Origin of the sequence: Streptomyces sp. NBC_00012 (genome assembly GCF_045040875.1) — a bacterium.
Lineage (GTDB): Bacteria > Actinomycetota > Actinomycetes > Streptomycetales > Streptomycetaceae > Streptomyces.
Genome location: NZ_CP108309.1, coordinates 2,044,282 through 2,066,801, shown reverse-complemented (window position 1 = coordinate 2,066,801; position 22,520 = coordinate 2,044,282). Strand labels below are relative to the sequence as shown.

The window sequence follows — 22,520 nt, the reverse complement described above, 5'->3', positions numbered from 1 at the left end:
ATTCGGGCAAATCGGACATGCGATCGATTGTACGAAAAAATCGCCGGTGACCGTGCATGAAATATGACGCACAGTTACCGGCGAGGGTAGGGATTCAGCCAGAGAATTCAGAACAGAAGATCAGGAAACCTGCGGACCGCGCCGCTGCGGGAGCGTCACCACCGCCGCGTCCGCGGCGCCCGACGGCGGCAGGCCGGCGATCTGGCACAGCAGGTCGCCCCACGCCATGAGATGCGCCGCCGTGTCCGGCACCCCGCCGCGGCCCTCACGGGGCGTCCACGACGCCCGGATCTCGATCTGGGTCGCCGGGCGTCTCGTGCCCAGCGCGCCGAAGTAGTGCGACCCCGCCCGGGTCACCGTGCCGCCCGCCTCCCCGTACGACAGGCCGCGCGCCTCCAGCGCACCGGTCAGCCAGGACCAGCACACCTCCGGCAGCAACGGATCGGAGGCCATCTCCGGCTCCAGCTCGGCCCGCACCAGCGTCACCAGGCGGAAGGTGCCCTGCCAGGCGTCGTGCCCGGCCGGGTCGTGGAGCAGCACGAGGCGGCCATCGGCGAGATCGTCCTCGCCGTCGACGACCGCCGCCTCCAGGGCGTACGCGTACGGAGCGAGCCGCTTGGGCGGCCTCGTCGGCTCCACCTCCAGCTCGGGGCGTAGGTGCGCGGAGTGCAACGCGTCCACCGCCGACCGGAACGCGGGCGGGACGGAACCACCCTCCTCGCTGTCCTTGCTGTCAGCGCCATCGGTTTGATCGGAGAACTGTCCCTGAGCCGGAGCCATGCGGGGAAGAGTAGGCGGAACCGGCGCTTCGCGCAGGGAGGGACACCCTGGCGGGCTCGGCTGCTTACGACCTCGGCCACGATCGGGCAGTGGGCGAGGCCGTCACGGCTTCGTGCGAAGATTCCAGTGTGAGTGCCAACGACCGCCCCACGGGCCAGCAGACGAAGACCTCCGCCACCCATGAGTCGGCGTTCCTGAAGGCGTGCCGGCGCGAGCCCGTACCGCACACGCCGGTCTGGTTCATGCGTCAGGCGGGGCGCTCGCTGCCGGAGTACCTGAAGGTCCGCGAGGGCATCCCGATGCTCGACTCCTGCATGATTCCGGAGCTGGTCGCGGAGATCACGATGCAGCCCGTCCGCCGCCACAAGGTCGACGCCGCGATCTACTTCAGCGACATCGTCGTACCGCTCAAGGCCATCGGGATCGACCTCGACATCAAGCCCGGTGTCGGCCCGGTCATCGCCGACCCGATCCGCACCCGCGCAGACCTGGCCCGGCTGCGCGACCTCACGCCCGAGGACGTCGGTTACGTCACCGAGGCCATCGGTCTGCTCACCGCCGAGCTGGGCGCCACCCCCCTGATCGGCTTCGCCGGGGCGCCGTTCACCCTCGCCAGCTACCTGGTGGAGGGCGGCCCGTCCCGCAACCACGAGCACACCAAGGCCCTGATGTACGGCGACCCGCAGCTCTGGGCGGATCTCCTGGACCGGCTCGCCGAGATCACCGGCGCCTTCCTCAAGGTGCAGATCGAGGCGGGCGCCTCGGCCGTCCAGCTCTTCGACTCCTGGGTGGGCGCGCTGGCCCCCGCCGACTACCGGCGCTCCGTGCTGCCCGCATCGGCGAAGGTCTTCGAGGCCGTCGCCCCGTACGGCGTCCCGCGCATCCACTTCGGCGTCGGCACCGGCGAACTCCTCGGCCTGATGGGCGAGGCGGGCGCGGACGTCGTCGGCGTCGACTGGCGCGTCCCGCTGGACGAGGCCGCGCGCCGGGTCGGTCCCGGCAAGGCACTCCAGGGCAACCTCGACCCGGCGGTGCTGTTCGCGCCGACGGCGACGGTGCAGGAGAAGGCCCAGGAAGTGCTGGACGCGGCCGCCGGTCTCGAAGGCCATGTCTTCAACCTGGGCCACGGCGTCATGCCCTCGATGGACCCCGACGCGCTGACCCGGCTCGTCGAGTACGTGCACACCAGCACCGAGCGCTGAGCGGTCCGGGCCGGGCACCGCGCACGCAGGGCCCGAGCGGCGGATCATGGCCGGGGCTGCGGCCATGATCCGCCACACCGGACCTCAGGCGGTGCCCGCCCGCCGCACCGCGGTCACCGCCTTGCGGGCCGCCACCAGGACCGGGTCCCAGACCGGCGAGAACGGCGGGGCGTAGCCCAGGTCCAGGGCGGTCATCTGCTCCACCGTCATCCCGGCCGTGAGCGCCACCGCCGCGATGTCCACGCGCTTGGCCGCCCCGTCCCGGCCCACGATCTGCACTCCGAGCAGCCGGCCCGTGCGGTACTCCGCCAGCATCTTCACGGTCATGGGCCGCGCCCCCGGGTAGTAGCCCGCCCGGCCCGTCGACTCGATCGTCGCCGTGACGTACCGCAGACCCACCGCGCGGGCGTCCTTCTCGCGCAGACCGGTGCGGGCGATCTCCAGATCGCACACCTTGCTCACCGCGGTGCCGACCACCCCCGGGAACGTCCCGTAGCCGCCGCCGACATTGGACCCGATGATCTGGCCGTGCTTGTTGGCGTGGGTGCCCAGCGCGATGTGGCGGGTACGGCCCGCCACCAGGTCCAGGACCTCCACGCAGTCGCCGCCCGCCCAGATGTTGTCGTGCCCGACGACCCGCATCGACAGATCGGTCAGCAGGCCGCCGTGCGGGCCCACCGGGAGGCCGACGGCGCGGGCCAGCGTCGTCTCCGGCTCGACGCCGATCCCGAGCACCACCACGTCCGCCGGGTAGGAGGCGTCGCCCGTGGCGACCGCGCGGACCCGGCCGTCCGAGCCGGTCCGGATAGCGGTGACCTCGGCCCGGTTGACCGTGGTGATGCCCAGGCCGTCCATCGCGTCGTGCACCAGCCGCCCCATGTCGGGGTCGAGCGTCGCCATCGGCTGCTCGCCGCGGTTGAGCACGGTCACCTCGAAGCCGTGCTTCAGCATGGCCTCCGCCATCTCCACGCCGATGTAGCCCGCCCCGACGACGACCGCCCGTTTGCTGCCCGGCACCCGGTCCAGGGACTCCAGCAGCGCCTGCCCGTCGTCCAGGGTCTGCACCCCGTGCACCCCGGGGGCGTCCATGCCGGGCAGCGCCGGGCGCACCGGGCGGGCTCCGGTCGCGATCACCAGCTTGTCGAAGCCCGTCCAGTACGCCTCGCCGGTTTCCAGGTCCAGCGCCCGCACCCGCTGCCCGGCGACATCGATCTCCGTGACCTCGGTGCGCATCCGGAGGTCGATGTCGCGGGCCCGGTGCTCCTCGGGCGTACGCGCGACGAGGTCGTCCCGCGCCGCGACGTCGCCGCCGACCCAGTACGGGATGCCGCAGGCGGAGTACGAGCTGAAATTGCCCCGCTCGAAAGCGACGATGCCCAGCTCGTCGGGGCCCCTGAGCCTGCGGGCCTGGGACGCGGCGGACATGCCCGCCGCGTCACCACCGATGACCACCAGTCGCTCCGCCGTCATTCCTGGTCCCTTCGATACCTCGGAGTCTTTCGTCCGGATCCGGCCTGATCCAAACGGAAGACCCTGGTCCGAAGGGACCACGCTACGACGCCGGGGGAGCGGGCGAGGATCCGTCCGGCCCCGGCGTCCGCCGCGCGCGGCGTCCGGGCAGCCGGCGGCGCAGCAGCCGCCACAGCAGCAGGAGCACGGCCAGCGCGGCCAGGAACGGGGCCGCGGCGCCCAGCGCCATCGCCAGCCACAGCAGCGCCGTCACGAACGCGTGCCAGCCGCCTTCGAGGGCGTCCAGGAAGCCGGGGCCGTCGTCGTCGTCCTTCGCCACCGTCTCCGGCTCGGAGAGGTCGAGGGTGATCGTGGCGAGCGTGGTGCGGTCCTTCAGCGACGCCTGCTGGGCGAGCAGCGACTCCAGGGAGGCCTGACGGCTGCTCAGTTCGCCCTCCAGCGTGACCACGTCGGAGAGCTTCTCCGCCCGGTCCATCAGCTTCCGTACCCGTGCCACACTCGCCCGCTGGGTGGCGATCCGGCTCTCCACGTCGACCACCTGGTCGGTGACGTCCTTCGCCGACGAGGTGCGCGACAACAGCTTTCCGGTGCCCGCGAGCCGCTTCAGCACCGCTTCGTACTCGCCCTGCGGAACGCGCAGCACGAGGTGTGACACCTCATGCGTGTCGTCGATCCGCTCGGTCTCCTCGCCGGCCACCAGACCGCCCGAACCCTCCACGGCCGAACGGGCGACCGCGGCCGCCTTCGCCACGCTCCCCACCTCCACCGAGAGCGTGGCGGTACGGATGACATGGGTGCCGGAGGGCAGGGCGTCGGTCTTCTTCCGCTGCGACGGCGAACCGCCCGTCCCCTGCTCCGCCTGCCCGGCCGCCGCGTCGGCGGCGCCGCGCTCCGGCGCGCCGACCGCCTTCTTGTTGTCGCCGGAACTCGCGTCACTCGCACTGTCCGGGGCGCCGCAGCCGCTCAGCGCGAGCAGGCCGGCCACCAGGCCGGCCGCCAGGACCAGGCGCGGACGACGGACTGATGAACGGCCGGGATGCCGGTGTCTGTACATGACTGCCCCCCAAGGCGGGTCGTTGATCGTGCCGGTTCGACGTGGTGCACCGGGGCACGGGTTGCCGAATACCGGTTTCGAAGCAGTCACGTTCAGGACTCGGAAGGGATTTGAGAGAGTGGGGGCATGCAGCGTTCAATAAACCGCGCGGACCCGGGCACCGGACATGTCGTCGTCATCGGCGGTGGCATCGCCGGTCTCGCCGCCGCCCACCGGCTCCTGGGGACCGGCCTGCGGGTCACCCTGCTGGAGGCCACCGAGCGGCTCGGCGGCAAGCTCATGACCGGCGAGATCGCCGGCACCCGGGTCGACCTCGGTGCCGAGTCGATGCTCGCCCGCCGTCCGGAGGCGGTCGGCCTGGCACGCGACGTCGGGCTCGGCGACCGCCTCCAGCCGCCCGCCACGGCCACCGCCTCGGTCTGGACGCGCGGCGCACTGCGCCCCATGCCCAAGGGCCATGTGATGGGCGTCCCCGGCGACCCGGCGGCGCTCGGCGCACTGCTCAGCCCCGAGGGCCTCGCCCGCATCGCGCAGGAGCGCGACCTCACCCCGACCCCCGTCGGTGACGACGTCGCCGTCGGCGCGTACGTCGCCGACCGCCTGGGCCGCGAGGTCGTCGACCGGCTCGTGGAGCCGCTGCTCGGCGGCGTGTACGCGGGCGACGCCTACCGGATCTCGATGCGCGCCGCCGTACCGCAGCTCTTCGAGGCGGCGCGGGAGGGCGGCTCGCTGCTCGACGGCGTCCGGCGCATCCAGGAACGGGCCGCCGCCCGGCAGCAGACCGGACCGGTCTTCCAGGGCATCGAAGGCGGCATCGGCACCCTGCCCGCAGCGGTGGCCGATGCCGTACGCGCGGGCGGCGGGGAGATCCTCACCGCCACCCCCGTCCTCGGCCTGACCCGTACCGCCGAAGGCTGGGACGTCCGCACGGACACCCGGGTCATCCACGCCGACGGCATCGTGCTCGCCGCCCCCGCCTGGTCCGCCTCCACGCTGCTCGCCGCCGAGTCACCGGCGGCCTCCGCCGAGCTCGCCGGTGTCGAGTACGCGTCGATGGCGCTCGTCACCATGGCCTTCCGCCGCTCCGACATCGCCGCCACGACCGTGCTCGACGGCCGTTCCGGCTTCCTCGTCCCTCCGGTCGACGGCCGCACCATCAAGGCGTCCACCTTCTCCACCCACAAGTGGAACTGGGTCGCCGAGTCCGCCCCGGACCTCGTCGTGCTGCGCACCTCCGTCGGCCGCTACGGCGAGGAGGACCACATCCACCGCGAGGACGGCGAGCTCGTCGACGTGTCGCTGCGCGACCTCGCCGAGGCGACCGGACTGGCCGCGAAGCCCGTGGACACCGAGGTCACCCGGTGGATCGGCGGGCTGCCCCAGTACCCCGTGGGCCATCTCTCCCGGGTCGCCCGGATCCGCGACGAGGTCGCCAAGCTGCCCGCGCTGCGGGTCTGCGGAGCGGTCTACGACGGCGTCGGCATCCCGGCCTGCATCGCGAGCGCCCACCGCGCCGCGGACGAAATCGCGGCCGACATCACCGGCGGCCCCGGGGAAGAGATCATCGCCACGTCGACCCTGGTTAAGGGCACACGGAGCGAGGCGGGACAATAGCCGTATGAGTGCGCCTGAGACTGTGAAATCAAGCAAGGGCCCCAACGCGGGTAAGAAGGCCAAGGACCTCAACGAGGTCATCCGCTACACGCTGTGGTCCGTCTTCAAGCTGCGCGACGTCCTGCCCGCGGACCGGGCCGGCTACGCCGACGAGGTCCAGGAGCTGTTCGACCAGCTCGCGGCCAAGGACATCACCGTCCGCGGCACCTATGACCTCTCCGGCCTGCGTGCCGACGCCGACGTCATGATCTGGTGGCACGCCGAGACGGCGGACGAGCTCCAGGAGGCGTACAACCTCTTCCGGCGCACCAAGCTGGGCCTGGCACTGGAGCCGGTCTGGTCGAACATGGCGCTGCACCGCCCCGCCGAGTTCAACAAGTCGCACATCCCGGCGTTCCTGGCCGACGAGACGCCGCGCAACTACATCAGCGTCTATCCCTTCGTGCGCTCCTACGACTGGTACCTGCTGCCGGACGAGGACCGCCGTCGCATGCTCGCGGACCACGGCAAGATGGCGCGCGGCTACCCCGACGTCCGGGCCAACACCGTCGCCTCCTTCTCGCTCGGCGACTACGAGTGGATCCTCGCCTTCGAGGCCGACGAGCTCTACCGCATCGTCGACCTGATGCGTCACCTGCGGGCCTCCGAGGCGCGGATGCACGTCCGCGAAGAGGTCCCGTTCTACACGGGGCGCAGGAAGTCGGTTGCAGACCTGGTGGCCGGGCTCGCGTAGCGAGCGGGCTCCGACCACCCCGACCCGGAAGATCAGACGACGGGCACCGGCGCGTATCGCGCTGCCCGTCGTTCCAGCGACACCGGGTTCGGCTCCGGGTGCGGCGCGCGTCCAGCGCGCCGCACCGGCGTCCCTTCGACACGCACCACCGCACAGCACCCCGTGACGAACCGGCCGGACTACCGGAGCGGACCGCCCGGAGAGCCGCCGAGCGCGGCCCGCAGCGCCGGATCGTCCACGGCGCGCACACCCCGTACCGCGATCGCCGCCAGGACATCGCGCGGCGCCCCGGCAACCGGCACCTCGTTCTCGGCGAGCAGCCGCTGACCGGCGGGCGACGCCCACGAGCTGTACGGGTGGATCTCCATCCGGGCTATCGCCAGACAGCCGACGGTCAGCGCGAGCGGCAGCCCGAACCGGACGAGCAGCGACACCAGGGGCCCGCCGGGGCCGTGCTCCTGACCGGGCATCAGCAGCGTGACCGCCCCCATCGCGACCACCAGCACGGCCGCACCGCGCACCGCGCGCACCGCGGCGGCGACATCGGTCCCGGCACCGCCGGGCAGGGCCAGACCCGCGGCGACCAGCCGGTCGGCCAGGGCGCGTACGGCGTCGGCGCCGGCCGCGGCCGTCCGTACCGGCGGTATCGGGGACTGGCCCTGCGGCCCTATCGCCCGGATCACCGTACGCTCCATCTCGTCCCGGCCCTCCGGGTCGACGACCGTCGCCCAGCCGGTGTGCGCGAGCAGCAGCCGCCGGCGCAGATGCATCGTGACCAGCGCCAGATCGACCACCCGATGGGGGCCACCGGCCAGGAACGCGGTCTCGTACAGGGTCAGTTCATGACCGGCGCCGTTGCTCCGCACATCATCCGCCGACGCACCGGACAACAGCCCGGTGCGGGCCGAGACGAGGCAGAGCCGGACACAAGTGATGACTGCCGCACCCCATGCGACCAGCAGGAACAGAACCCAGAGCATGCCGGATTTCTATGCGAGGCAGGCGCGGAAAGCCATGGTCTGTTCAACATGCGGACGATTCGGCGGCGTAGGGATCGCCCCAGGGCCTCTCGTCTGGATCACGCCGGGCTGATCCAGACGAAAGACCCTAACTGCCACAACTGGACCCGCCACCACAGCTGGAGCCACCGCCGGAGCAACTGGAACCGCTGTTGCCACCGCAGCCCGATCCGCTCGATCCGCCGCAGCCGGACCCCGATCCACAGCTCGAACCGGAACTGCACCCGCCACCGCCGCCCGATCCGCTGCCCCCGTCGCCGGAGCTCCCGCAACTGCCATGACCGGGACTCGTTCCGGCACACCACACCACCGGCGCGAGGAACAGGGCGGAGGTGCCCGTGGACGCCGCCGCCGCGTGGGTGCGCCGCCCGGCCGGCCGGCCGGGCGGCTGCATCCGGGCCGCCGCGATCAGCTGCGCCTGGAACTCGGGGTCGGGGAGCGCCCGCAGTCCGTGCACGGCCACCGCATGGGCCGGATCCGGGTTGTACGCGTGGGCGGCGCGGAACGCCTGGGCGGCCCGGCGCCCCGGCCCGGTGACGCGCCCCCGGGCGACGCCCGCGCAGATGAAGCCGGTGAGCATGCCGAGGATCACGACCGGGAGCACCATGAGGACGAAGGGCACGGGGGAGTCCGGGGACAGTTGGCCGAACAGGGCCTGCGCGGCGGTCGCCGCGACGGTGAGCGGGACGGCCAGTACGCAGAGCAGCCCCTGGGTGATGCCCCAGCGGCGCCACGTCCGGCTGCCGGCGGGTGCGGCCAGCAGACCGCGGGCCGCCAGCCCGTCGCCGACCTCCTGCACCGCGGGGTGACGCATCACCGCCTCGCGCAGGGTGTGCAGCGCCCCGCTGGGCGCCATGGCGTGTTCCTGGAGCACCGCGCGCTCCACCGGGTCACGGGCCTCGGCCCGCTGGACGGCGACGATTCCGGGGCCCCCGACGGCGAGCCGGCCGTCCGCCTTCATCGCGGTGAGCGCGGTGTCCACGACCCTGCCCGGACCGCCGTTGAGGAAGGCGGCTTCGTGGAGATCGTGGACGGTGCCGCCGGCGCCGCCCCGGGCCCGTGAGAGCCCCACCACCAGGAGCACGGAGGAGACCACGATGCCGAGGTCCACCACGAGCGCGACAGTGTTCATGCCGGTCACCTTCCGATCAGGGCGGCGCGGGCGGCTCGTACCAGCCGGGTGGTGCGGCGCGGCGGGCGAGCGCCGGCCCGGTCCTGCCACCAGTGGGTCAGCCGGCGTCGGGCGGCGTCGTCGTCGGGCAGGCCCGCGATCAGCAGCTGCTCGGCGAAGTCCAGCGCGTCGCGCCGGTAACCGGCGGACATGGGATGGGTCCTGGCGTACGAGAGAAAGGCGTCCCGGTAGCCGGTGCCCAGGATCTCCGGCAGTTCGGGTGCGACCTTGGCGACGACCCCGGCCCGCTTGGCGGCCAGGGCGCGGCTCTGGATCCCGAGGCGGCGCCGGTCGAAGCCCTGCGGCGCGGGGCCACCGGCGACGAGCGCGGAGAGCAGTGCGGTCTGGGCGGCCGCGAGCCGGTCGCGGGTGGCGTCCGAGGGCGCCGGTGCTCCGGCCCGCGCGGACGGCAGGGCGCCGGGGGCGGGCCGCTTCGTGTTCCCCGCCGCCCGGTCCAAGGTGGCGCGGATCGTGTCCAGTTCGCCCGCCAGTTCGCCGGCCGGCGGGAAGTCGTCGTCGCGCTCCAGCAGGACGCCGGGCGGGTCGACCCGGGAGCGGAGCTCGGCCAGGACGTCGAGGACGGGCTCGGTGACCGGGTGGGCGTGGGTGTCGTGCCAGACACCCTCCTTCTCGACACCGCCCGCCACATGCACGTACGCGATGGCCTCCACCGGCAGTTCGTCGAGCGCGGTGGCCGGGTCCTCGCCCCGGTTGACGTGGTTGGTGTGCAGATTGGCGACGTCGATCAGCAGCCGGACCCCGGTCCGCCCGACCAGCTCCGCGAGGAACTGCCCCTCGGTCAGCTCCTCGTCGGGCCAGGAGATCAGGGCCGCGATGTTCTCCAGGGCCAGCGGCACCGGCAGCGACTCCTGCGCGATGCGCACGTTCTCGCACAGCACGTCCAGCGCGTCCCGGGTCCGCGGCACGGGGAGCAGATGGCCCGCTTCCAGCCCCGGAGAGGAGGTGTGCGACCCCCCGGCCCGTACGAACGCGATGTGCTCGGTCACCAGGGGCGCGGAGAGCAGTTCGGCGCGGGCGGCGAGATCCGCGAGCCGGCCCGGATCGGGGCGGCCGGCTCCGCCGAGGCCCAGCGAGACGCCGTGCGGCACGACCGTGACACCGCGCTCCCTGAGCCGTACCAGCGAATCGGGGAGGTGGCCGGTGCAGATGTTCTCCGCTACCGCCTCCACCCAGTCGATCCCCGGCAGCGTCTCGACGGCCTCCGCGATCTCCGGCCGCCAGCCGATCCCGATACCCAGCTTCATGCCGTCCCCCTCCTCCGCTCCGTGCAGGGCTCATGGCCCCGCAGGGCGGTGGTGAATCCGAACAGGGGGACGTTCAGAGGTCGATTTGAGGTTCCCGCTCCGGCGCTTCGGTGCTCAGCCGCGTCGAAGCGCCGGATGGTCGGCGACCACCGTGCACGACCCGGGCGCGATCTCGGTGAACCCGGCGTCCCGCACCACCGGAAGACCGCTCGCCGTGAGCTCCCGCCAGCCCCCCGCCTCCGCGGTGGCGACCGAGAGCGGGAAGCCCGCCTCGCGCCACGCCTTGCGCTCCGTGTCCGACAGCTCCCACCAGGCGAGCTGCGCCCCGTGCCCGGCCTGCGCCATGGCCTTGCCCGCCGACATGTCCAGCTCCGGGTTGAGCCAGAGCACCGGACCCCGGCGATCCGGCCCGGCCGGCGCCTCCGGGTCGTCCAGATCCGTCCCCGACACCTGGAGCTTCGCCAGCTCCTTGGGCCAGCCGTCCAGCGGCACCGGCGGGAAGACCCGCACCTCGGCGCTCTCGCCCGTGACCGTGATGCCCGGCAGCGCGGACGCCTTGCGCCACTCCGCGCCGCGCGCCCGCCGCACCACCTTGCGGATCCGGGCGTCCTGCCAGTCCCGCATCGCCCGCGCCCACTCGCCCTCGCCGGCCGAGCGCTCGTCGGAGAGCATCACGAGCACCGCGCGGGCCGCGGTCCGCAACGCGTCGGTACGGGCCGGGGGATCCGTCTTCTCGATGTGCACGACCAACGGCAGCACGTACTGCGGAGCCTCGTCGCGGCTCGTCGGCTCCGACCTGAACGGGCTGTCCGCCGCGGGCGAAGGGGGAGTGGACGGGGACGCGGGAATGTCATTGCTGCTCACCCGGTCCAGTCTGCCAGCCGCCCGACCCGGGTTTCTTGGCGGAATGGAGCGCTCCGGGTGAGGATGCACCGCATGAAGAGCGATCTCTTTTCCAGCGAGAACCTGGCACAGCAGGCGACGGCCCCCGGGATGACCCTGCAGAACGCCAAATCCATCAAGTACGCCGTCAACGGCGAGATGCACGCCCGCCAGGGAGCGATGATCGCCTTCCGCGGTGATCTGCAGTTCGAGCGCAAGGGCCAGGGCATAGGCGGCATGCTGAAGCGCGCCGTCACCGGCGAGGGGCTGCCGCTGATGGCGGTCCGCGGCCAGGGCGAGGCATGGTTCGCGCACGAGGCCGCCAACTGCTTCATCGTGGAGATGGAGCACGGCGACGTCCTCACGATCAACGGCCGCAACGTGCTCTGCTTCGACCCCACGATCTCCTACGAGATCAAGACCGTGAAGGGCGCCGGGATGACCGGTGGCGGGCTCTTCAACAGCGTCTTCACCGGCTACGGCAAGCTCGGCCTGATGTGCGAGGGACACCCCATCGTGATTCCCGTCACGCCGCAGCAGCCGGTCTGCGTCGACACGGACGCGGTGGTCGGCTGGAGCGCCAACCTGACCACGTCGCTGCACCGTTCGCAGAGCGTCGGCTCGATGATCCGCGGCGGATCCGGCGAGGCCGTCCAACTGCGGCTGGACGGCGAGGGATTCGTGATCGTACGGCCCAGCGAGGCCAAGCCCGAGAAGACGGCCAACTGAGGCTGAGCGGGGTCGGCCGCCGGTACGGACCCGGCGGCCCCTGGGTGCTGCGCGGGGTCGACCTCGACCTGCCCGCGCACGCCCTGGTCCGGATCGAGGGGGCCAACGGCACCGGCAAGTCGGCACTGCTGCGGCTGCTCGCCGGGATCGACGCCCCGTCGGAGGGCCGGATCACCGGCCGTGGAGCGCGTATGGCATACGTTCCCGAGCGCTTCCCGGCCGCGTTGCCGTTCACCGCGGCCGGGTACCTCGTCCATCTCGGCCGCATCCACGGCCTGCGGACCTCCGAGGCGGCGGACCGCGCCCGGTCCCGGCTCGCCCGTTTCGGAGCCGCCGCCCATGCCCGTACACCGCTTCCGGAACTCTCCAAGGGCACCAGCCAGAAGGTCGCCGTCGCCCAGGCGCTCCTCGCCGAGCCCGAGCTGCTGATCCTGGACGAGGCCTGGACCGGGCTCGACACGGTGGCCCGCGACGGGCTGGACCGGGCCGTTGCCGAACGGGTCGCCGCCGGCGCCACCGTCGTCTTCGTCGACCACGACCCGCGCAGGCTCGCCGGGGCGGTCGACGCCGTGTTCCGGATCGAGGGCAACGGCCTCCTCGCCGCCTCCGGGACACGGCCGCGGAGACGGGCCCGCGGGTACGGATCGAGGCGGCGGGCCCGCCCGGCGCGGCGCTCCCCGCCGGACTGCCGGGCGATCCGGGGCACACGCCCGTGGCCGACGGGGGCGTGCGGCTCACCGTCGCGGCCGCGCACTCCGACGCGCTGCTGCGCGCCCTGCTCACCGCCCGACCGCCCTGGCACATCCGCCGGCTGACCGCCGCACCCGGCCCCGCGCAGGGCCCGGGGGCCGACGGGTCCGCACACCGCACCCCGACCCCCGAGGCACCATGACCGCCCTGCTGGTCCGTTCCCAGCGCCGGCTCGCCCCGGTCCTGCTGTACGCGGCCTTCGTCGGCGTCGGCGTCGGCGTGCAGTGGGGGCAGCCGGTCCTCGACTCGCTCGGGCTACGCCGCCGCCGGGCTCCTGCCCGTCACCGCCTGGCTCGTACAGCTCTGTGCCAACCAGGAACCGCCCACCGCCCGGACGGTCACCGCCGCGGTGGCCGGATCGGCGAAGGCGCATCTGGCGGCGCTGCTCGCCGCGCTCGGCTGTGCCGGGCTGCTGGGCACGGCCGCCACCCTGATCGTGCTGGTGATCAGCAGGCCGGCCGGCACCGACAACACCGTCCGGGTGGCGCTGCTGCCCGCCGGGATCGCGGGGCTGCTCGCCGCCGCCTGCTGTGTGCTGATGGGGGCGGTGGCCGGCGCGCTCTGCACCCGGCCGCTGCTGCACCGGCGGGTCTGGTCGGTCGCCGCCACCGTGCTCGCCGTGCTGCTGGCCCTGGTGACCGGCGGTTCGCCCGCGAACACCGCCGTGACGGGACTGGTCACCGGGTCGCGGACGGGCACGGTGCACATGCCTGTCCTGCCGCTCGTCGTGGCCGCCGTCCCAGGGTCTTTCGTTTGGATCATGCCGGGCTCGCGTGCCCCGGTGCCGCTCCCTGATACGGCCTGATCCAAACGAAAGGCCCTAGCCGCCGCGGGGGCCGCGCTCGCCTGCCGACTGGCCTCCCTGCGCGGCTGAGCCAAGGACTGTCCCGCACGCCCGCGAGGGATTGCGGGACAGCCTCAGGAGGTGGCCACCGTGCGGATCAGGTCGGAGACCTTCACGAAGCGGTACCCCTGCCTGCGCAGTTCGGGAACCACCTGGCTCACCGCCTCGTCCGTGACCGGTGCCGCGCTGCGGGTGCAGTGCATGACGACCAGTGAGCCCGGTTTCACCCCCTCCAGCACCTGTTCGGCCACCGCGTCCGCGTCCGTCGCGAAGGCGTCGCCGCCGATGACGTCCCACTGCACCGCCGTCACCTTCTCGGGCGCGAGGGCGCGCAGCGACGCCTCGTCGTAGCAGCCGCCGGGAAAGCGGAAGTAGGGCACCGTGTTGCGCACCCCGGCCTTCCGGAACGAGGCGAAGGCCCGCGCCGCATCGGCGCGCATGCCGTCCTTCGCCACGTCCGGCAGCCCGTAGCAGGGCGACGTGAAGGCATAGTGGCTGTACGAGTGGTTGGCGATCTCGAAGAGGGGATCGGCGCCGATGGACCTGGCCTGCGCCGGGTACTCATCGGCCCACCGCCCCGTCATGAACACCGTCGCGGGCACCTCCAAGTCGCGCAGCAAATCGATCAGTTCGGGATTGTCGAAGTGCTCGCCCGCCGCCGCGCGCGGACCCTCGGCGGCTGTCATGTCGGCGTCGAAGGTCAGCGCCACGACCTTCTCGCCGGTCCTCGCACCGTGCGCGAAGACCGGTGTCAGCCCGCCGGGGCCCGGTGCCAGGGTGGGCGGCAGGGCCGAGGCCGGGTGCGACGGCGCATGGGCCACAACAGGTGAACGCCCTGCGCCCGGGGGGCCGTCGGCGGGCGCGCTGCCATGGCCCCCACAGCCGGTGAGGCCGCCCAGCACCACACCAAGAACGGTCAGAGCGGTCGTTTTCCGAACGGAATGAGTCACCAATGAAAAGTATCGACTTATGTGACTAATGGGTAGATATGCCCCTTCTCCGTATCGGAGTCGCGCCCGGATTCACCCGGGCGAGCTCTGCCGGCACCGCGGCCCGCGCCAAGGCGGGAGGCCGGCCGGCCGCACCCGCGAAGCCGCATCCGCTCCCGTCCGGAGCCGCGTCATCGGTTACCGGCTTCCGCCGTCTGCGTGACGGCTCAGGGCCCCGGAAGCGGTCGAGTCGGCAATCGGGGGCGGTCGAGTCGGCGATCGGGGGAATTCAGAGGCCGGCCATCCGGTCGTGAGGTCCGGGGCCCGAAGTGGTTCCGGCTGCCCTGCGGTGCGAGAGCGTGGCCGACACGCCGACCGTGCCGAGAGCCGCCACACTGAGGCCGGCGCCGAGCCAGCAGACGGAGGGGTAGCCGAGGCCGGCGTCGATCGTGAGGCCGCCGAGCCAGGGGCCGATGGTGTTGCCGAGGTTGAAGGCCGAGACGTTGGTGGCACCGGCGAGGGTGGGAGCGGCGTCCGCCAGGGCGAAGACGCGAGCGTTGAGGGCCGGGCTGACGGCGAAACCGGCCACCCCGAAGAGGAACACCGCCACCGCCAGTGGCACGGCCGCCCCCGTCGGTAGCGCCAGTGCCAGCGTCGCGAGGACGAGTGCGACGGCTCCGATTCCGGCGTACAGGGTGCCGAAAGGGTACCCGTCGGCGAACCGTCCGCCCAGGGTGATCCCGGCGACCGAGCCGACCCCGAACAGTGCGAGCAACCCGGGCACCCATGACACCGGGAGGCCCGCGGTGTCCGTCAGCAGAGGCGCCAGGTAGCTGAACGCGGCGAAGATCCCGGCCGAGGTCAGCGCGGTCGTGGCCAGCGCGAGCCACACCCTGCCGTCGGTGTAGGCCCGCAGCTCCGCCCGGAGGCGCGGACCGGAACCGCCGGAGCCGGAACCCTGCGGAACCAGTGCGAGCAGGCCGGCCAGGGCCAGCAGGGCGCATACCGCGACACACCACAGGACGGCACGCCAGCCGAACTGTTGTGCGACGTATGCCCCGGAGGGCACCCCGAGAACATTGGCCACGGTCATGCCTCCCACCATCACGGCCATGGCCCTGCCCCGCCGGTCCGACGGCACCAGGGAGACTGCCGTCGCCGCCCCGACGGCCCAGAACCCCGCACACGCCAGGGCGCTGACGACACGTGATGCGAAGAGCGTCGCGTAGTCGTCGGTGACCGCGCCGAGGACGTGGCCGAGCACGAAGACCAGCAGGAGTCCGGCCATCGTGGCCCGTCGGGGCATCCGCAGAGTGAGTACGGCCAGCAGAGGTGCGCCGACGAGCATGCCGACGGCAAAGGCCGACACCAGCAGCCCGGCATCGGGGACGGACACCCCCAGGTCCGACGCGATGGCCGGCAACAGCCCGGCGAGCATGAACTCCGACGTGCCGAGCGCGAAGGCGCTCATGCCGAGCACGTAGACAGCGAGAGGCAAGGCGTTACTCCGTCTTCCGGCGCTCAGCGGTGTGTCCGGCGTCGCCTTCGGTGGCGGGGAGGGGAGGAGTGACACGGACGGCGAGGGCCCCGACCGAGTCGATCACGACCGGCGTGCGCGCGGTAGGCGCGTACCGGACATCACCGCAAGCCCGAGGGCGTGCGATGACGTCCGGTACGCGGGTCTCACGCCTGTTGGGCCTCCAGCCGTCCGAACTTCTCGGGCGTGTCCACCGCCACGGTGAGCGGCCCCCGGTGCTCCAGCGTCATCGCGGCCAGGCCGACCGAATGCGCGAGGGCGTCCACGGTCTCCCGGAAAACGGGCGCCGACGTGCCCTGCCTTCCGTGTACCAGGTGGGTGATCCAGGCGGCCACGGCTGTGTCGTTCGCACCGATGTACTTCTCCACCTCGTGGTCGGAGCCGCTGCTCGGCGGCACGCTGGCTGTCACCACCTCGTCGCCGTCGCGTGCCACCAGGTGGGCACCGCCGACGCCGTGCGAGAGCAGCAGCGCCCATCGCGGGTTCGTCGCGTCGAAGAGCAGGCGGGCGAGATCCCCACCGGTGCGGCCGGCGTCGAGACCGAGATGCTCGGCGAGCACATCCGCCTCCCGCTGGCTGACCACGATGACATCGGCGAGCGGGTAGAAGCGCGGGTCCACTTTGCGCCTCTCCTCGATCGCTTCCGGTCCGAGGTGAAGGACCAGGAACAGCCCGTGCTCACGGGCGTAGGAAACGGCCTCCTGCGAGGCATCCAGGGGAATCCCCTGGTTGACGATGACGGTGCTCACGTCGTTCCCCGCTCGCTCGGTCAGCCCGGTGAGCGCGGCGTGCACGTCCTTGGAGGTGAGGGCCCAGTTGGCGCCACGCTCCATCCGCCAACCGCCGGCCTCGAAGAAGTCGGCGCCCGTCGTCTCGCCCTCGCGTACGACCACGGCCGAGAAATCGGCTCCGGACGCCGACAGCGAACCGATGACGTCCGCGCCGTCGTCGTCGGCGCCCAGGCATCCGACCACGGCCGAGGGTGCGCCCAGGGCGCGGGCGGTCACCGCGTAGATGGCGGCCTTGCCACCGGGGTGACGCCTCTGGGTGCCGTCGTTCTCGGTGAAGACATCGACCATCAGATCACCGATGCACACGATCATGTCAGTTTCCTCCGTGGGAATGTGTCGCTGATGGGTGAAGCGGTGCCGGCCTGCCGACCGGGTGCGGGGAAGCGGTGCGGGGTTCGCCGACGGTCGCGGCCGATGTGCTCGGCGGGCGGCGTCGGGCCGGAGTGCGCGTCGGCCGGCTCAGTGACCGCTGAGCGCCCAGGTCCACTCGCGCAGGAGATCCGGGCACTTGCGGACCAGGGCCTGTGCGCCGGATGCGTCCTTGACCAGGCGGTAGCGCTGCGCGTGTTTGGGTACCTCGACGCTGTTCTGGGTGTCGCAGCCGGCCACGAGGACGCCGCGGTCGCGCAGGGCGCGGCAGCGGTCCACGACCGTTCGGGCCGCGGTGTCGTCCGCGACCAGCACCGGAACCCGATTGCCGCGCATGGTGCGCGCCAGGTCCTCGGTCCGGGCCGGCCCGGGTACGAGTGCTGTCGTTCCCGTGGCGATCAGGTCGGGCTGATGGACGGAGTGATCGACCAGGATGTGGTCCGTGAGCGGGTCGAGGGCGCCGTCGAGAAAACGGAAATACTCCTCGAAGTCGTCCTGGTCCGCACCGATGGCGCAGACCAGGCCGGCCGGCACCGACAGGCGCAGTTGTGCCAACTGGGCCTCAGTGACCCGGCATTGGAGCTGAAGGTCCGTGGTGTCGGGCAGCTGGAGTGTGGCGAGGAGGGCGTGCCAGTCGCGGCCGGTCGGTACGTTCTCCATCACCGCAACGACCTTGAGGCCGGCGGGGATCATCGTGGCCATCAGCCGGATCGACTCGGTCTCGTAGTGGGCGAGCGGCAGATCGGGGCGGCGAACGGGGGCACGGTCGTAGGGATGGTGGCGCTCCTGGCCTGCCGAGTAGGCGGGCTCGGGTGGTGACACCACATGGACGCCGATGGCGTGGGCGCCGGCCGCGAGCACGGTGGCCAGGTCGAAGGGATTGTGCACCCGGCAGACCTTGAAAAGCAGTCTGTCCGGGCTCCCGGTCCGTCCTTCGGCCGCGGTCCGCGGGACGTCCACGGGGAGCCGAGGCACCTCGGCCGGTGCCGAGTACATCCGGTGCAGTTCGCGGGTCTTGGCACTGGTGCCCCATGTGGCGAAGGCGGTGACGTAGTCGGTCACCGGCCGGAGATCGAGGACGTCCTGCCATCCTTCGCACAGCTCCTCGCCGGGCAGTCCGCGCAGCCGCCGGGCAATGTTGTCGTAGTTGATGCAGGCGACCGCGGCGCGGATCTGCGCCGCGGACGATCCCAGCGCTCGCTTGGCCACGGCCAGAGTGGAGAACGTCGTGACGTTGTTGTCGTAGAGGAGTACGAGCCCGTCGCTGTCCAGCCAGGAGTACACGCGCTCCCGGAAGTGCTTGGCCATGCGGGAGAGGAAGGCGTCGGGGTTGAGCGGGGCGGTGTGGTCGAGGCCGCGGAGCAGGTCCTTGGACGAGTAGACGGCGTGGGCCACCCCCACGGCGGGGCGGTGCGGGTGTGTGAGCCGGGTGATGCAGGAGAAGGCGAATCCGAGGTCGAGCGCCCCGGACTGGAAGTCGACGATTCCCGTCGGCCACTCTCCACGCTCGTCGAGTTGCCGGGACAGGGACAGTACGGACCGGGCGATCACGGTGGGGTCGTCCAGCTCCCGCATGCGGAAGGGTATTTCCGCGTACTCGTCCACGAACATGCACAGTCTCTGCCACGCGACCGCACGGTGAACGACATCGAGGCGTGGTGTGCCGAACACGGCGCTCCAGTAGGCGAGGTGACTGTCCTCGACCAGGGATTCGAGTTCGTCATCCAGGGTGTCCGCCGTGTCGTGGGCGAGGCCGGCCCGGGTCAGGACGTCGAGGGCGTGGGTGGCCGCGTTCTTGAGGTGGTCGAGGATGCACAGCACGATCCAGCGCTCGGCGGAGGTGAACGCGGTCCACCGGCCGGGCGGTGCCGCGCGGTCCAGGAGCCGCAGGGCGTCCAGCGCGCCGTCGAGCGCCTCGCGCCAGCGTGCACGGCTGGTGCGGGGCTCCGGCAGAAGGTAGGGCGGCGAGCCCAGGTGGAAGAGCCGCCCGCGCAGCCGGATTTGGTCGCCGTCGGTGTACACACAGGCGAGGACGTAGCGGCGCAGGCGGTCCCCGCCGTCAACGGTGGCGATTCGTTCCTGCAGGGCATTCAGCGCGTCAGTGAACTCGCCGGCGTCCATGACTCCGGTGCCGACGCTGTTGTCCGTCGGCGGAAGGCGGTCCAGCCGCTCCGCGCACCGGTCGGCGGCGGGGCGGGACCGGTCCAGGGCGTAGCGGGTGTCTCCGCCGGCGAGGCGGGTCTGGAGGTCCAGATGCGGGTCGTCGGCGAGGAGATCGCTCCAGCTGCGGCTGGTCGTGCGGCCGGGCTCGTGGCGTACGCGCAGCGTTCGACCGCCGGACGTCTCGACCCGGTCGAACATGCGGTGGTCATGGTGGTTGTCGTCGGCCAGGAGCGTGATCCCGGCCCCCGCATCGAGGAGTTGGGAGACCACCGCGTCCTTGCCGTCACCGTCCACGACGACGCCCTGCACGCAATTGCCGTCGGGGAAGTCCAGAGTCGAACCCACGACCTCGTACGGGAGCCCCAGCAGGAGGGCGTCTCGCATCAGGCCCTCGACGACTCCCGCGATGAAGGGCTGGTAGCCGGCGCTCAGGAAGAGGATCCGCTGCCACGGCGCCTGTTCGTGGCGAATGTGCCTCAGGTACGCGGCGACTTCGGGGTAGAGCGAGAGGTCGCGTGCGATACGGCAGCCGGCCTGCCGCAGCCGCTTCGCCGACCAGCCCGATGGGGAGGACGAGTTGAGCAGATCGAGAGTCAGCTGACGGAACTCGCCCTCCGGGAGGGTGGGGTCCGGGCCGTAGGTACGTTCATTGGCGGCCCGGAACTCTGCCACGGCCTCTGCGGAGAGCAGCAGCCCGGGCGCGACACAGGCCCGGTACCAGGACGTGGTGTTGATCAGAGTGCGGTCGACATCCAGTACCAGCCATTTCTGTCCGGGCTCTGCTGGAATTGAAGGGATCAAGTTAATCTACTCCATGAGATTCGGTCCAATTCTTCAATAACGGTCCGGCTGCTGCACCGGCTCACGAGGCTGTTGCCGCGCTGGACGACTGGTTCGACGCTGACCACTTCGGCTACCGGAGTCAGCACGACGTGGCATTCCGTGCCCGGTGTCACATAGAGCTCCCGCAGATGCGAGACGGCATGCTGTTGCGCTTCGGCAGCCCTTCCGCGGAGCGTCATGTGAATATGGCCGCGTGGCTCGTACGGTTTTCCTCCCCGGAATTTCTCCCAATCGACTGACCGGCGCGGATAGTGCGTTCCGAAACAGTGAAGTTCCTGTCCGGAGCGCAGCCGGAAGATCTGCTCCGAGGCGATATCCGTGGCCTCCTGAACGGTGCGTAGCCGACGGCGAGGAATACGGCGCAGGACTCGCCCGACGATCACCGGCGGATCGGCTTCGTCGGCGACGGAGACGAACATCCGGATCGCGTACGACGTAATCCCTCGGGCACGGGCATAGGCCGTGACGGCGTCCAGCGCGTTCAGCCCACCGGATGCGCCCTCCAGCCGCAGCAGATGGCCGGGGACCGGAGCTGTGGCCGGGTCCGCGATCCTCGGCAGGAAGGCTGTGTGCGAGTAGACGCTGCGCAGGTCGAGCAGGTCGGGCGAGCTGTCCGTGCGCAGCGGCGCCACCGCGCTGAACTCGCTGCCGCCCGGAAGATGACCGCTCGACGTGCGGGAGGCGCCCGCGAGTGCCGGGCCGCTCAGCAGGGAGTGCTCCACCACCTCGCCGCCGGGGTGGTGAGCGGTCGGAGGCGCACCGGCCGCACCGATCCGAAGGTAGGAGGTGTCCTGGTGCACCAGGCCGAGGGCGACGGCAGCCTGGCGGGCGGCCTCGTCGCGGAAGTACTTGGCCCGGGCGAACAGGAAGGCGTCGATGCCCTGCATGTCGACGATGAACGAGCCCGGGCCTCCGTATCCGGCATGGGATGCGACGCCCGGACGGGCCGGGGAGCCGGGCTCCGACCGCACTCCTGCCGGTTCCGGCCCGTTCACTGTTCCGGCCGGGGCATTCTCCCAGTGGCTACGCGTTGCCAGATAGCGCCGGCCGTCGTTCGAGAACAGCAGACGGGAGCGCGCCGAATCCATGATCGCGTTTCCGCCGAGTGGTCTAGCGGCGCCGACGTCAGCGAAGAACGAACCCTCGGCAGCGAGCGGAACAGCCATGGACAATCTCCCCCTTGCAGGCAATAGGGAATACGCCAGGAGTAATGAGGGTGGCTTTGCAATAGCCCTTTCGGTGCGTCTTCCGGCCCACAGAGGATCACGCCCGACTCTTGGCGAGAAAGGGCACCGGCCGTAGGTGCTGTCCAAATATTGACGGTTTAATTCAGGACACGGAAGAATCCTGACATTCGGTCGATAGCCGCCCCGATCACAGCACACGCCCACCATCACGCAAATAGATGGTGCATGAATCAAAGACATTTTCGGAATACTTCAGGCCAGCCGCTGAGTGGGCGTCCGGCAGATCAGTACGATGCCCCGATGATTCCCAAGATGATCGCCACGGACCTAGACGGCACCCTGCTGCGCAACGACCGAACTGTCTCGGAACGGACGGTGCGCGCACTCGGTGACGCCACTGCGGCAGGCGCGGAGGTCGTCTTCGTCACGGCCCGCCCGCCCCGTTTCGTGGACGCGATCGCCGCCCGTTCACAGCTGACCGGAACCGCAGTGTGCAGCAACGGGGCTCTGGTGTACGACGTCGGCACAGGCTCCGTGCTGAGGTCCCGTGCCCTGCCGGCCGAGGAGGCGCGCAAAGTCGCCGAGGCGCTGTCCGAAGCGGTGGGCGGCGTGGGATTCGCGGTGGAGACGGGCCACAAGGTGGTGTTCGCCCCCGGCTACGGACACAGGCTCCCGGAGGACGCCGAGTCCGAGTTCCCGGTCGGCTCCGTCAACGACCTCTGGGCTCTGGACGCCCCGTTCGTCAAACTGCTCGTCTGGTCGGCGGAGATGAACGCGGACGCCCTTCTCGGCACCGCCGAGAACGCCGCCGGCGGGAAGGCGCAGTTCACCCACTCCGGCGGCAGCGGGCTGCTGGAGGTCAGTGCCGCCGGTGTCACGAAGGCGGGCACGCTGTCCGCGCTCTGCGCCGAGCGGGGCATCGACGCCTCGGACGTGATCGCCTTCGGCGACATGCCCAACGACCTGACCATCCTGGAGTGGGCCGGCACCGGCTACGCAATGGGCAATGCTCACCCCCAAGTGCTGTCCGCGGTCAGCCACCACACGCTGTCCAACGACGAGGACGGCGTGGCGGCCGTTCTGGAGAAGCTCATCGCCGCCGCCTGATCCCCCTCGGAGAGAAGACCTGCGTGACGCACCGGGCCCGGGTGACATTCCGTCCCCCGGCGCCCGGCACGCATGGAGGCG

The 22,520-nt window shown here is 71.6% G+C and carries 17 protein-coding genes and 2 pseudogenes; 7 read left to right on the top strand and 12 right to left on the bottom strand.

The window, feature by feature from the left end; all coding sequences use genetic code 11:
* Nucleotides 1-120 precede the first annotated feature (120 nt).
* Nucleotides 121-780, bottom strand: a complete 660-nt coding sequence (locus OHA19_RS09600) for a DUF3000 domain-containing protein (RefSeq protein WP_405717456.1) — start codon at nt 778-780, stop codon at nt 121-123.
* Between the two features lie 128 nt (nt 781-908).
* Here OHA19_RS09600 and hemE point away from each other — a divergent pair, with 128 nt between their 5' ends.
* Nucleotides 909-1,982 carry a uroporphyrinogen decarboxylase gene (gene hemE / locus OHA19_RS09595; RefSeq protein ID WP_405717459.1) on the top strand — a complete coding sequence of 358 codons (1,074 nt, stop codon included), beginning with the start codon at nt 909-911 and terminating at the stop codon, nt 1,980-1,982.
* 84 nt (nt 1,983-2,066) lie between these two features.
* Here the strand turns inward: hemE and OHA19_RS09590 are convergent, their stop codons facing one another.
* Both OHA19_RS09590 and OHA19_RS09585 read right to left on the bottom strand, forming a co-directional pair.
* Nucleotides 2,067-3,452 (bottom strand): FAD-dependent oxidoreductase, encoded by a 1,386-nt coding sequence (locus tag OHA19_RS09590; protein WP_405717462.1) that lies wholly within the window; start codon nt 3,450-3,452, stop codon nt 2,067-2,069.
* An 82-nt stretch (nt 3,453-3,534) separates the two neighbouring features.
* Nucleotides 3,535-4,506 (bottom strand): DUF4349 domain-containing protein, encoded by a 972-nt coding sequence (locus OHA19_RS09585; protein WP_405717465.1) that lies wholly within the window; start codon nt 4,504-4,506, stop codon nt 3,535-3,537.
* 126 nt (nt 4,507-4,632) lie between these two features.
* On the opposite strand from OHA19_RS09585, the gene hemG reads away from it, so the two are divergent.
* Nucleotides 4,633-6,120 (top strand): protoporphyrinogen oxidase, encoded by a 1,488-nt coding sequence (gene hemG / locus OHA19_RS09580; protein ID WP_405717467.1) that lies wholly within the window; start codon nt 4,633-4,635, stop codon nt 6,118-6,120.
* A gap of 4 nt (nt 6,121-6,124) precedes the next feature.
* Nucleotides 6,125-6,853, top strand: coding sequence for a hydrogen peroxide-dependent heme synthase (hemQ, locus tag OHA19_RS09575; RefSeq protein WP_360922655.1), 729 nt, complete (start codon nt 6,125-6,127; stop codon nt 6,851-6,853).
* 179 nt (nt 6,854-7,032) lie between these two features.
* Here the strand turns inward: hemQ and OHA19_RS09570 are convergent, their stop codons facing one another.
* From OHA19_RS09570 to OHA19_RS09555, 4 genes are all read right to left on the bottom strand, one after another.
* Nucleotides 7,033-7,833 (bottom strand): TIGR04222 domain-containing membrane protein, encoded by an 801-nt coding sequence (locus tag OHA19_RS09570; protein WP_405717473.1) that lies wholly within the window; start codon nt 7,831-7,833, stop codon nt 7,033-7,035.
* A 127-nt stretch (nt 7,834-7,960) separates the two neighbouring features.
* Complete coding sequence (locus OHA19_RS09565) at nt 7,961-9,004, bottom strand: TIGR04222 domain-containing membrane protein (protein ID WP_405749895.1); 1,044 nt, start codon at nt 9,002-9,004, stop codon at nt 7,961-7,963.
* A gap of 5 nt (nt 9,005-9,009) precedes the next feature.
* Nucleotides 9,010-10,308: a DUF692 domain-containing protein gene (locus OHA19_RS09560; protein WP_405717477.1), complete on the bottom strand. Its 1,299-nt coding sequence runs from the start codon at nt 10,306-10,308 to the stop codon at nt 9,010-9,012.
* A 114-nt stretch (nt 10,309-10,422) separates the two neighbouring features.
* Nucleotides 10,423-11,172 (bottom strand): peptidyl-tRNA hydrolase, encoded by a 750-nt coding sequence (locus OHA19_RS09555; protein WP_405717480.1) that lies wholly within the window; start codon nt 11,170-11,172, stop codon nt 10,423-10,425.
* A gap of 72 nt (nt 11,173-11,244) precedes the next feature.
* Between OHA19_RS09555 and OHA19_RS09550 the strand changes: the two genes are divergently transcribed.
* The 3 genes and pseudogenes from OHA19_RS09550 (at nt 11,245) to OHA19_RS09540 (ending at nt 13,474) form a co-directional block, all read left to right on the top strand.
* On the top strand, nt 11,245-11,919 hold the full coding sequence (locus tag OHA19_RS09550; protein ID WP_351256646.1) for an AIM24 family protein: 675 nt from the start codon (nt 11,245-11,247) through the stop codon (nt 11,917-11,919).
* A pseudogene (locus OHA19_RS09545) lies at nt 11,916-12,811 on the top strand (ATP-binding cassette domain-containing protein). The gene OHA19_RS09550 and the pseudogene OHA19_RS09545 overlap by 4 nt, the downstream one beginning before the upstream one ends.
* A pseudogene (locus tag OHA19_RS09540) lies at nt 12,808-13,474 on the top strand (ABC transporter). The pseudogenes OHA19_RS09545 and OHA19_RS09540 overlap by 4 nt, the downstream one beginning before the upstream one ends.
* 113 nt (nt 13,475-13,587) lie before the next feature.
* On the opposite strand, the gene OHA19_RS09535 reads toward OHA19_RS09540, so the two are convergent.
* From OHA19_RS09535 to OHA19_RS09515, 5 genes are all read right to left on the bottom strand, one after another.
* Complete coding sequence (locus OHA19_RS09535; RefSeq protein ID WP_405749893.1) at nt 13,588-14,463, bottom strand: polysaccharide deacetylase family protein; 876 nt, start codon at nt 14,461-14,463, stop codon at nt 13,588-13,590.
* Between the two features lie 268 nt (nt 14,464-14,731).
* Nucleotides 14,732-15,940, bottom strand: coding sequence for a Cmx/CmrA family chloramphenicol efflux MFS transporter (locus tag OHA19_RS09530; RefSeq protein ID WP_405717486.1), 1,209 nt, complete (start codon nt 15,938-15,940; stop codon nt 14,732-14,734).
* Between the two features lie 185 nt (nt 15,941-16,125).
* Complete coding sequence (locus tag OHA19_RS09525) at nt 16,126-17,082, bottom strand: carbohydrate kinase family protein (RefSeq protein WP_405717488.1); 957 nt, start codon at nt 17,080-17,082, stop codon at nt 16,126-16,128.
* A gap of 147 nt (nt 17,083-17,229) precedes the next feature.
* On the bottom strand, nt 17,230-20,103 hold the full coding sequence (locus tag OHA19_RS09520) for a hypothetical protein (protein ID WP_405749892.1): 2,874 nt from the start codon (nt 20,101-20,103) through the stop codon (nt 17,230-17,232).
* Complete coding sequence (locus tag OHA19_RS09515) at nt 20,100-21,233, bottom strand: hypothetical protein (RefSeq protein WP_405749890.1); 1,134 nt, start codon at nt 21,231-21,233, stop codon at nt 20,100-20,102. The genes OHA19_RS09520 and OHA19_RS09515 overlap by 4 nt, the downstream gene beginning before the upstream one ends.
* Nucleotides 21,234-21,632: 399 nt before the next feature.
* Between OHA19_RS09515 and OHA19_RS09510 the strand changes: the two genes are divergently transcribed.
* Nucleotides 21,633-22,439, top strand: coding sequence for a Cof-type HAD-IIB family hydrolase (locus OHA19_RS09510; RefSeq protein ID WP_405717495.1), 807 nt, complete (start codon nt 21,633-21,635; stop codon nt 22,437-22,439).
* The last annotated feature ends 81 nt before the right edge of the window (nt 22,440-22,520 follow it).

Excerpts from the sequence above, each read along its gene's own strand:
- OHA19_RS09515 (WP_405749890.1), bottom strand. The coding sequence starts at position 21,233 with ATGGATTCGGCGCGCTCCCGTCTGCTGTTCTCGAACGACGGCCGGCGC.
- OHA19_RS09510 (WP_405717495.1), top strand. The coding sequence starts at position 21,633 with ATGATTCCCAAGATGATCGCCACGGACCTAGACGGCACCCTGCTGCGC.
- OHA19_RS09565 (WP_405749895.1), bottom strand. The coding sequence starts at position 9,004 with ATGAACACTGTCGCGCTCGTGGTGGACCTCGGCATCGTGGTCTCCTCC.
- OHA19_RS09550 (WP_351256646.1), top strand. The coding sequence starts at position 11,245 with ATGAAGAGCGATCTCTTTTCCAGCGAGAACCTGGCACAGCAGGCGACG.
- hemG (WP_405717467.1), top strand. The coding sequence starts at position 4,633 with ATGCAGCGTTCAATAAACCGCGCGGACCCGGGCACCGGACATGTCGTC.
- hemQ (WP_360922655.1), top strand. The coding sequence starts at position 6,125 with ATGAGTGCGCCTGAGACTGTGAAATCAAGCAAGGGCCCCAACGCGGGT.
- OHA19_RS09590 (WP_405717462.1), bottom strand. The coding sequence starts at position 3,452 with ATGACGGCGGAGCGACTGGTGGTCATCGGTGGTGACGCGGCGGGCATG.
- OHA19_RS09570 (WP_405717473.1), bottom strand. The coding sequence starts at position 7,833 with ATGCTCTGGGTTCTGTTCCTGCTGGTCGCATGGGGTGCGGCAGTCATC.
- OHA19_RS09560 (WP_405717477.1), bottom strand. The coding sequence starts at position 10,308 with ATGAAGCTGGGTATCGGGATCGGCTGGCGGCCGGAGATCGCGGAGGCC.
- OHA19_RS09585 (WP_405717465.1), bottom strand. The coding sequence starts at position 4,506 with ATGTACAGACACCGGCATCCCGGCCGTTCATCAGTCCGTCGTCCGCGC.
- OHA19_RS09525 (WP_405717488.1), bottom strand. The coding sequence starts at position 17,082 with ATGATCGTGTGCATCGGTGATCTGATGGTCGATGTCTTCACCGAGAAC.
- OHA19_RS09600 (WP_405717456.1), bottom strand. The coding sequence starts at position 780 with ATGGCTCCGGCTCAGGGACAGTTCTCCGATCAAACCGATGGCGCTGAC.